This window comes from Streptococcus oralis, assembly GCF_004127215.1.
Taxonomy (GTDB): domain Bacteria; phylum Bacillota; class Bacilli; order Lactobacillales; family Streptococcaceae; genus Streptococcus; species Streptococcus oralis_BD.
The window spans coordinates 1-383 of sequence record NZ_QEWJ01000163.1; the positions used below are offsets into that span (position 1 = coordinate 1).

Consider the following 383-nt stretch of genomic DNA (forward strand, 5'->3'; position numbering starts at 1 on the left):
CTTCGGGGGCGGCTTTCATCAGGCGCACGTGGCACACGATGAACAGCGCGGCCTGCGCGATGCCCCAGATGCCCAGCGCCACAGCCAGCAGGCCGTGCGATTGCATCACGGGCGCCACGAACGCCAGACCCGCCGCCATCATCGACGAGAACAGCGCAGTCGCGCCCAACGGGCTGCGGTCCACCATGCGGCCGCCCAGCGTATTGCCGATCAGGCCCACGCCGCCGAAGGCCATCATGGTCCACCCGACGATCTGCCCGTTGAATCCGGCCAGGCGCTCCAGCATGTCCGCCAGGTAGGTGTAGGCGGTGAACATGCCGGTGAACACCAGCAGCGATAGCATCACGTGGCCCAGCACGATCGGGTTGCGCAGGATGCGCAGT

1 pseudogene is annotated in these 383 nt (G+C 67.4%); it reads right to left on the bottom strand.

The annotated features are described in order from the left end of the window. Positions 1-383, bottom strand: a pseudogene (locus DF216_RS10775) (MFS transporter); the annotation flags it as partial.